The following is a 6672-nucleotide window of genomic DNA, read 5'->3' on the forward strand; positions in this document are numbered from 1 at the left end:
TTGTCCTTCACCTCTGCTCGCCCCGCGCTTATAGGAACCTGCGGACTATAAGAGGCAAGAGCGATGACCTACCATCCCAAATCGGACTTCATGCGCGTCATGATCGAGCGCGGCTATCTTGCCGACTGCACCGATTACCAGGGCCTCGACGAGGCGCTGAGCAAGGGCGTGGTCACCGCCTATATCGGCTATGACGCGACGGCGAAGTCCCTGCATGTGGGCCACCTGCTGAACATCATGATGCTGCGCTGGCTGCAGAAGACCGGCCACCAGCCGATCACGCTCATGGGCGGCGGCACCACCAAGGTGGGCGACCCCTCATTCCGCTCGGACGAGCGCCCGCTGCTTGGACCCGAGCAGATCGACGCCAACATCCGGGGCATGCAGCAGGTCTTCGCCAAGTACCTCGACTACGACCGGGCCGAGGCACCGGCGCTGATGCTCAACAACGCGGAATGGCTCGACGGGCTCAACTACCTCGAGTTCCTGCGCGACATCGGCCGGCATTTCTCGGTGAACCGGATGCTGTCCTTCGAGAGCGTGAAGTCGCGCCTCGACCGAGAGCAGTCGCTGTCGTTCCTCGAGTTCAACTACATGATCTTGCAGGCCTACGACTTCCTCGAGCTGAACCGCCGATACGGCTGCCTGCTGCAGATGGGCGGCTCGGACCAGTGGGGCAACATCATCAACGGCATCGACCTCACGCGTCGGGTGCACGAGATCTACGGCCTCACATCGCCGCTGCTGACCACCTCGGACGGCCGCAAGATGGGCAAGAGCCAGGGCGGCGCCATGTGGCTCAACGCCGACATGCTGAGCCCCTACGACTTCTGGCAGTTCTGGCGCAACACCACCGACGCCGACGTGGGCCGGTTCCTGAAGCTCTACACCGAGCTGCCGCTCGAGGAATGCGAACGGCTGGGGGCGCTTGGCGGATCCGAGATCAACGCGGCAAAGATCATCCTCGCCAACGAGGTGACGACGCTCTGCCACGGCGCCGATGCGGCGGCGGCAGCCGAGGCCACCGCCCGCGAGGTCTTCGAGAAGGGCGGCATCGGTGACGACCTGCCCCGGTTCGATCTCAGCGACATCCCCCTGCTTCCGGCGGAGGTGGTCGAGGCGCAGGAGCCCGGCATGTATTGCGCCGCGGCGAGTATCTTCGTCGGTGCGAAGCTGGCGAAATCCGGGAAGGATGCAAAGCGGCTGATTTCCGAGAACGGCGCCCTGGTGAACGATGTCCCGGTCAAAGCCGCTTTCCCGTTCATCAAGGCGGATGACCTGACGGACTACGTCAAGCTCTCGGCGGGCAAGAAGCGCCACGCGCTGGTGAAGCTGGCCTGATGGTCTGAAAACGGGCTCCCCGGGATTCCGGGGCGCTTCGGACGGCGGAGGGGTTGCTTGCGCCTCCGACGACATGCCTGGTGCGGCGCATTGGCAGCGGTCGTGTTGGGGATCGCGGGTGCGTCCGGGGACCACCGGCGATCACGGCGGCGTCGCGGATCGTGCGCGGCACGCTCCGACCGATCCGGCGCAGCGAGGCCGGCACTACACAACCGATGCGCCGCAACAGACCACGCTCAGCCCCGAACGTTGCACCACGCCGATCCGCCGGCGCTGACCGATCCATTGCGACGGGTTCACCGACCCGCAGGGGCAACGCCAACAGACGTGCTCCGAAAGCCCTCCGGCCCAGCCGATCGCTCAGAACAGAAGTTGCAGCAGCGCGAGACCGGCGAAGGGCAGCGACAGCGCCGTGGCGAGCAGGAGCGCCGCCGCGGCGGTGGGTTTCGGCCGCGGAGCGACTGCGGCGATGGAACGGGGCGCCTCTCGGCGCAGGGCGTCTTGACGACGTGTGGGATGAATCTGTGCCATGGGCAGAGTTAACCACGGATTCACTTTCGCAATCCTTAATCTGGATCATGGAATCGCTCCCGCTCCCCCTGCCGCAATCGCCCGAGTTCGCGGCGACCCTCTCCGCCCTTGGGGTGCCGGTGCGCTGCGGCTTCACCGGCCCCTCCCGCGCGCCCGAGATGCGCTGGCAGATCCAGTCCCGCCGCCTGCCCCTCATTGGCCATGTCGACCTGCTGTCCCGCGGCCCGGTGACCCGCACCGGCTGGGGCCCCCGCCGCGGGGGGCATCCCCGCGGCTGGGGGAGGGGGGGGCCATGCGCCCGCCCAGGCAGCGGAGGGGGCCAACCCGCCTCAACCGCAGCTCCGAGGCGCCGCTTCGGATCACCCGCCACACGCTGGGCTGCGACCACTGGCTGCTCGATGCCGAGGCCCGGCAGGCCCGTCAGCGCCGCTACCGCGCCCTGCCCGCGGGGCTCGTCGCGGCCTACGCGCGCTGCAACCCGGGCAAGGCAGTGATCTGGGAAGCCCGCCACGGCGGCGATCCGGTGGCCGCCATCGCGGTCCTTCGCCACGGCCGCGTCGCGACCTGGCAGATGGGCGTCACCCTGCCCGAGGGCCGCCGGCTGAACGCCATGAACGCACTCTTGTGGGAGGCGATGCGCTGGCTCGCCCGCCAGCACCACGACCGGCTCGACCTCGGCATCCTGAATTCCGACGACGCGCCCGGCCTCACCCGCTTCAAGCTGGGCACCGGGGCCGCGCCGCACCGGCTCGGCGGCACATGGCTGCACATGGGCACGCTCGCCCCCTTCGCACGCCACCTGCCCAAGGCGCTCGCTGCCTGAACCTGCGCGCCCGGTCCTGCCAGATTTCCCGGTGGGGAGGTGAATTGCCCCGGCACCGCCGGGGCAAGAGGAGGGCAACGCCCTCCTCAAACGGCGTCCCGCGCCGAAGGCGGCGGGAGGCTCGAACCAGCGCGCGCCCGGCAGGGCGCGCACCGGCAGGGGACGGCCTCAGTCGGTGACCTTGACCGACACCATCTGGTCGGGCAGCCCGATCACCGCGCCATTGCGGCCGGTGCCGCGCTTGATGGCGTCGACCACGTCCATGCCGCGCGTCACCTCGCCCACCACCGTGTACTGGCCGTCCAGATGCGGTGCGGGCGAGAACATGATGAAGAACTGCGAATTGGCCGAGTTCGGGTTCTGCGAGCGCGCCATGCCGACGACGCCGCGGTCGAAGCTCTTGTCCGAGAACTCCGCCTTGAGGTCCGGCAGGTCCGACCCGCCCATGCCCGCCATGCGCATGTCAGAGCCGATCTTGCCGAACTCGACGTCCCCGGTCTGGGCCATGAAGCCGTCGATCACCCGGTGGAACACAATGCCGTCATAGGCGCCCTGCTCCGCCAGCGCGGTGATCTGCTTCACGTGCCCCGGGGCCACGTCGTCGAACAGCTCGATGTGGAAGGTGCCGTTGGCCCCCTCGCCCTTCACCGTGACGTCGAGACCAGCCGCGGACAGCGGCGCCGCCAGGACGCACAGCGCGGCTGCGACAAGGTTACGCATCCGCGGCCACCTTCACGCTGACCATGCGGTCCGGGCTCGCGGGCGGCTCGCCGCGCACGATCGCGTCCACGTGGGCCATGCCCTCGATCACCCGGCCGTAGACGGTGTACTGGCCGTTGAGGAAATGGTTGTCCTTGAAGTTGATGAAGAACTGCGAGTTCGCCGAGTTCGGGTTCATCGAGCGGGCAGCGCCCAGCGTGCCGCGGTCATGCGGCAGCTTGGAGAATTCCGCCGGAAGGTCGGGCAGGTCCGAGCCGCCGGTGCCGGCGCGGCCGAGGTTGAAGCCCTCTTCCATGTTGCCGTGCTGCACGTCGCCGGTCTGCGCCATGAAGCCGTCGATGACGCGATGGAAGGCGACGTTGTCATAAGAGCCGGCGCGCGCCAGCTCCTTCATGCGCTCCACGTGCTTGGGTGCGACGTCCGGCAGCAGCTCGATGACGACGGTCCCGTCCTTGAGCTCCATGATGATGGTATTCTCCGGATCCTTGATTTCAGCCATCTTACACTCCTGATGCATTCGAAATACGTTGCCCCTGACTTAATCCCCCCCCGCCACTTTGCCAAGCGCAGCGCGCATTGACGCGGCCGGTCCTTCGGGGCAGACCTTGGCGCAGGAAGAGACAGGAGGACAGAATGGCCTGGAAGACCCTCGACGACATGGACCTCAACGGTAAGCGCGTGCTCACCCGTGTCGACATCAACGTGCCCGTCGAAAACGGCGAGGTGACGGATGCCACCCGCATCGAGCGCGTCGGCCCCACCGTGCAGGACATCCTGTCGCGCGGCGGCAAGCCGGTCCTTCTCGCCCACTTCGGCCGGCCCAAGGGCAAGGTCGTGCCCGAGATGTCGCTGAAGATGCTGGTGCCCGCGCTCGAGGCCGCCTTCGGCACCAAGGTGCATTTCACCACGCTGGACGAGGCCGAGGCGGTGATCGACGCCTGCGACCCCGGTCAGGTGGTGCTGCTCGAGAACACCCGTTTCGAGCCCGGCGAGGAAAAGAACGACCCCGCGCTGGCCAAGACCTACGCCGCACTTGGTGACGTCTACTGCAACGACGCCTTCTCGGCCGCGCACCGCGCCCATGCCTCGACCGAGGGGCTGGCGCACCTGCTACCCTCCTGTGCCGGCCGGCTGATGCAGGCCGAGCTCGAGGCGCTGGACGCGGCCCTCGGCCAGCCCAAGCGCCCGGTCCTGGCCGTGGTCGGCGGCGCCAAGGTGTCGACCAAGCTCGAGCTGCTCGGCAACCTCGTCGAGAAGGTCGACATTCTCGTGATCGGCGGCGGCATGGCCAACACCTTCCTCGCCGCCCAGGGCGTCGATGTCGGCAAGTCGCTCTGCGAGCACGAGATGACCGGCACCGCCAAGGAGATCGCCGAGAAGGCCGCCACCACCGGCTGCGAGATCCTGCTGCCGCGTGACGTGGTCGTCGCCCGCGAGTTCCGCGAGAACGCCCCCTCCGAGGTCGTGCCGGCCGAATCCTGCCCGGCCGACGCCATGATCCTCGACGCCGGCCCCGAGAGCGTGGCTCATGTCGAGCAGGCCATCGACCGAGCCGAGACGCTGATCTGGAACGGCCCGCTCGGTGCCTTCGAGATCGCGCCCTTCGACAAGGCCACCAACGCCGCCGCGGCCCATGCCGCCAAGGCCACCGCCAACGGCAAGCTGGTCTCGGTCGCCGGCGGCGGCGACACGGTTGCAGCGCTGAACAAGGCCGGCGCCTCCGAGGACTTCACCTACATCTCGACCGCCGGCGGCGCGTTCCTCGAGTGGATGGAAGGCAAGGTCCTGCCCGGCGTCGCGGCGCTCGGCTGACGGATCGCGGGCCGGGGCCACGGGTCCCGGCCTGCCTTTCGCCGGTGCCGTCGCCGGCCAGCCCCTTGGCCCCTCACGAAATTTTTTGCACGGCGCGCGATGCAGGGGATTCCCAAGGCGAATCACCTGTGGCATAGTCGCCCTCACGCATCCGCCAGAGATGCGGGTTCGAGGCAAGGCAAGAGCGCACCTTCATGAGCGCACGGCGCAATCCCCCATTCGGCATCGTGATCTACGCGGCCATCACCCTGAGCCTTTCGGCCTACTTCGTCTTTGCCGCGGTGCAGGGCGATTTCGGGCTGTTCCGCCGGGCGGAAATCGAGATCGAGGGCGAGCATCTCGCCGAAGAGCTCGTCCAGCTCGAGAAGGACGTCGCGCGGATGGAGAACCTGACGCTGCGGCTGTCGGACGATTACCTAGACCTCGACCTTCTCGATCAGCAGGCCCGCGACGTGCTCGGCCTGATGCGCGCCGACGAGATCGTCGTCCGCTGAGGCGAAGACCGACACGGGCATCAGGCTGCCGCGCGGAACCAGACTTTCAAAGACAGCGACCGGAACGAGGCCTGCGCCAATGCGCGGACCTCTCTCAGCCCTGTCCTCTGGCGCATCGCCAGAGAGCGCCTCTCCTGCGCGCACGGACCCTTGACCAGATCGCTCTTCCGCCCCCTCGCCGCGAGCGGAGTCCGCACGCCCTGCCCGCTTACAGGCCCTGACAGAGGCGATTTTGCGCCTCACGGTGCCGTCTGTTCACGAATTCTGACAATCCGTGCCGATTTGCGCGCCGCTTTCGGCGCGCTATCGCCCAAACTCGGCCGCGCCCGGCGCCGCCCGCGTCGTACCGGATTGAAAAGAACGCAGGTGGGACTAGATTTTCTGCCGGACTGCGAGTCGGTCCGAACAAAAACAAGACGGTTCCTCGATGAACCATTGCGAGGCAGTTGAATGAAACTCATTACGATCATACAGGCGGCGGCCTTGGCCGTGCTGGCGATATCAGGCGCGTTTGCAGCCCAAAGCCAGACCAGCACTCCGCCGGCCCCTGTCTGCACGCAGCAGTCCAGCGACACCTGCGATCTCTGAGCCCGTTCCGCGCGGGCGCACGGGGTCGTCCCCTTCGCCCGCGGCCGCGGTGCCCCGCCGCGTCACGGGCCCACGGCAAGGACCGGCACGGATTTCAAGACGCCAGTCCGGAAACAAGAAGGGCGCGTTCCCCACGCGCCCTTTTCCTTTGACCGTAGCCTTGTCCGCCCGGGACTTCAGCGCCCCAGCGCCTCGTGCAGCGCCGGCAGGAACACGTCGGTGTAGAGCGTCCCTGCGAGCGGCCCCACGTGCTTGTGCAGCACCGTGCCGTCGCCTGCCACGATGAAGGTCTCGGGCGGGCCGGTCACGCCCCAGTCGATGGCGGCGCGGCCCTGCGGATCGAAGGGCACGCCGATGAAGGGC

The 6672-nt window shown here is 67.9% G+C and carries 7 protein-coding genes and 1 pseudogene; 4 read left to right on the forward strand and 4 right to left on the reverse strand.

Annotation, left to right across the window (positions count from 1 at the left end):
* The first annotated feature begins 63 nt into the window (after positions 1 to 63).
* On the forward strand, positions 64 to 1341 hold the full coding sequence (gene tyrS, locus HC022_RS16245) for a tyrosine--tRNA ligase (protein WP_167453127.1): 1278 nt from the start codon (positions 64 to 66) through the stop codon (positions 1339 to 1341).
* 360 nt (positions 1342 to 1701) lie between these two features.
* Here the strand turns inward: tyrS and HC022_RS16250 are convergent, their stop codons facing one another.
* The gene (locus tag HC022_RS16250) at positions 1702 to 1872 is read right to left on the reverse strand and encodes a hypothetical protein (RefSeq protein WP_008884949.1); all 171 of its coding nucleotides are present in this window, start codon (positions 1870 to 1872) and stop codon (positions 1702 to 1704) included.
* 292 nt (positions 1873 to 2164) lie between these two features.
* On the opposite strand from HC022_RS16250, the gene HC022_RS16255 reads away from it, so the two are divergent.
* Positions 2165 to 2695: a GNAT family N-acetyltransferase gene (locus HC022_RS16255; protein ID WP_254885127.1), complete on the forward strand. Its 531-nt coding sequence runs from the start codon at positions 2165 to 2167 to the stop codon at positions 2693 to 2695.
* A 168-nt stretch (positions 2696 to 2863) separates the two neighbouring features.
* On the opposite strand, the gene HC022_RS16260 is transcribed toward HC022_RS16255, so the two are convergent.
* Together HC022_RS16260 and HC022_RS16265 are read right to left on the reverse strand one after the other, a co-directional pair.
* Positions 2864 to 3415 (reverse strand): peptidylprolyl isomerase, encoded by a 552-nt coding sequence (locus HC022_RS16260; protein WP_089961002.1) that lies wholly within the window; start codon positions 3413 to 3415, stop codon positions 2864 to 2866.
* Positions 3408 to 3914, reverse strand: coding sequence for a peptidylprolyl isomerase (locus tag HC022_RS16265; protein WP_008884874.1), 507 nt, complete (start codon positions 3912 to 3914; stop codon positions 3408 to 3410). The genes HC022_RS16260 and HC022_RS16265 overlap by 8 nt, the downstream gene beginning before the upstream one ends.
* A 134-nt stretch (positions 3915 to 4048) precedes the next feature.
* Between HC022_RS16265 and pgk the strand changes: the two genes are divergently transcribed.
* Together pgk and HC022_RS16275 are read left to right on the forward strand one after the other, a co-directional pair.
* Positions 4049 to 5227, forward strand: a complete 1179-nt coding sequence (gene pgk, locus HC022_RS16270; RefSeq protein ID WP_167453128.1) for a phosphoglycerate kinase — start codon at positions 4049 to 4051, stop codon at positions 5225 to 5227.
* 194 nt (positions 5228 to 5421) lie between these two features.
* The gene (locus tag HC022_RS16275; protein WP_008884956.1) at positions 5422 to 5721 is read left to right on the forward strand and encodes a septum formation initiator family protein; all 300 of its coding nucleotides are present in this window, start codon (positions 5422 to 5424) and stop codon (positions 5719 to 5721) included.
* Between the two features lie 764 nt (positions 5722 to 6485).
* Here the strand turns inward: HC022_RS16275 and HC022_RS16280 are convergent.
* A pseudogene (locus HC022_RS16280) lies at positions 6486 to 6672 on the reverse strand (DsbE family thiol:disulfide interchange protein); the annotation flags it as partial.

It is taken from the genome of Salipiger sp. HF18 (genome assembly GCF_011806505.1).
Lineage (GTDB): Bacteria > Pseudomonadota > Alphaproteobacteria > Rhodobacterales > Rhodobacteraceae > Salipiger > Salipiger thiooxidans.

What these genes read in the sequence shown, in the direction of transcription:
- tyrS (WP_167453127.1), top strand. Translation starts at nt 64, where the DNA reads ATGACCTACCATCCCAAATCGGACTTCATGCGCGTCATGATCGAGCGC.
- HC022_RS16255 (WP_254885127.1), top strand. Translation starts at nt 2,165, where the DNA reads ATGCGCCCGCCCAGGCAGCGGAGGGGGCCAACCCGCCTCAACCGCAGC.
- HC022_RS16260 (WP_089961002.1), bottom strand. Translation starts at nt 3,415, where the DNA reads ATGCGTAACCTTGTCGCAGCCGCGCTGTGCGTCCTGGCGGCGCCGCTG.
- HC022_RS16275 (WP_008884956.1), top strand. Translation starts at nt 5,422, where the DNA reads ATGAGCGCACGGCGCAATCCCCCATTCGGCATCGTGATCTACGCGGCC.
- HC022_RS16265 (WP_008884874.1), bottom strand. Translation starts at nt 3,914, where the DNA reads ATGGCTGAAATCAAGGATCCGGAGAATACCATCATCATGGAGCTCAAG.
- HC022_RS16250 (WP_008884949.1), bottom strand. Translation starts at nt 1,872, where the DNA reads ATGGCACAGATTCATCCCACACGTCGTCAAGACGCCCTGCGCCGAGAG.
- pgk (WP_167453128.1), top strand. Translation starts at nt 4,049, where the DNA reads ATGGCCTGGAAGACCCTCGACGACATGGACCTCAACGGTAAGCGCGTG.